The following is a 1529-nucleotide window of genomic DNA, read 5'->3' as shown; positions in this document are numbered from 1 at the left end:
AGCCTGGCCGAAGCGGCGATCTATTTGGGGTCTTCGCCGGATGAGTTGGTGCTGGCCCAGGCATCGCGGTTTTATCACTTTCGCGACGGCGTGCTGTTCTCGATCAGTGACGCGTATGACAACCGGCTGCGGATTGCCCGGGATTTTATGGGCCGTATTGAGCGGTTGGATAACGGCGTCGGCGGCTCGCTGTTTTTGCGTTATGAGCTGGGCCGCATTGTGGCGGTGGATTACCAGGTTCAGCGGGCCAAGGGGTATGAGCCTTACGAATGGGTGACGGAGCAGAGCATTGTTTCCTACGCCTATGACGACTCGGGCCGACTCGTTTCGGCGACCAATGCGGTAGGCGAAAGCGAGGTTTATCGGTACGACGAGCAGCACGTCATTCTGGAACGGGGCTTGGCCGGTGGGGCGAGTTTCTTTTGGGAGTGGGAAAGAGCTGGCAAGGCGGCCCGCTGTGTCCGGCACTGGGCCAGTTTTTCGCAGATGGACACGCGGTATGTCTGGGGTGATGACGGCCGTGTGGACGTGCATAACACCGACGGTAGCCAGGAAGTGTATGTCCACGATGACCGCGCACGGTTGGTGCAGCGTGTTGATCCAGACGGTGCCCAGCATTTTAAATCCTACGACGCTAAAGGCCGGCTGACGGTCGAGCAGGATCCGCTGGGCGCGGTGACGGCGTATCAATACGACGACGCCGGACGTTTGGTGGCGGTGTTTCCGGGGGACGATGAGCCGACGTCCTACGAGCATGACAATGGCTTCGTACGGGTTGTAAGACGTGGGGAGGCGGTCTGGAAATACGAGCGTAACGATCAGGGTGACGTAACGCGTAGGACCGATCCAGACGGCCATGTTTCGGACTACAGCTACAACAAATATGGGCAGTTGATTGGGGTTTGGTATCCCGATCACAGCTGTCATCGCTTGATCTGGAATGAACGCGGCCAGTTGCTTGAAGAGCAACTGCCCAATGGAGGCATCAAGCGCTATCGCTACGATGATCTAGGCCGCCAGATTGCCCGCGAGGATGAACAGGGCGCGCTAACCCAATACCAATGGGACAGCGTCGGCCGCTTGATTCGAATCGTGCTGCCGGGCGGCGCAACCCGCGAATACAGCTACAACCCCTACGGAAAAATCACCGCCGAACGCGACGAACTCGGTCACGTCACCCGTTACGAATACGCCGACGGCCTGCACCTGATCAGCCGCCGCATCAACGCCGACGGCAGCCAGGTCAAATACCGCTACGACAACGCTCGACTGCTGCTGACCGAAATCGAAAACGAAATCGGCGAAATCTACCGACTGGATTACCACCCCAACGGCCTGATCCAACAGGAAATCGGCTTCGACGGCCAGCGCACCGCCTACGTCTACGACCTCAACGGCAACCTCCAGGAAAAAACCGAACACGGCGACGACGGTCGTCAGCTCATTACCCGTTACCAGCGCGACTATGCTGGACGCCTTGTAAGAAAAACCCTCCCCGACGGCAACACAGTCGATTACGCCTACGACCG

1 pseudogene is annotated in these 1529 nt (G+C 58.7%); it reads left to right on the top strand.

Annotated elements, in window-relative coordinates:
• Positions 1 to 1529: pseudogene (locus tag JWR98_RS25685) on the top strand (type IV secretion protein Rhs); the annotation flags it as partial.

It is taken from the genome of Pseudomonas lactucae, assembly GCF_016937615.1.
GTDB classification, from domain to species: Bacteria; Pseudomonadota; Gammaproteobacteria; order Pseudomonadales; family Pseudomonadaceae; genus Aquipseudomonas; species Aquipseudomonas lactucae.
This window is presented reverse-complemented; position numbering and strand designations above follow the sequence as displayed.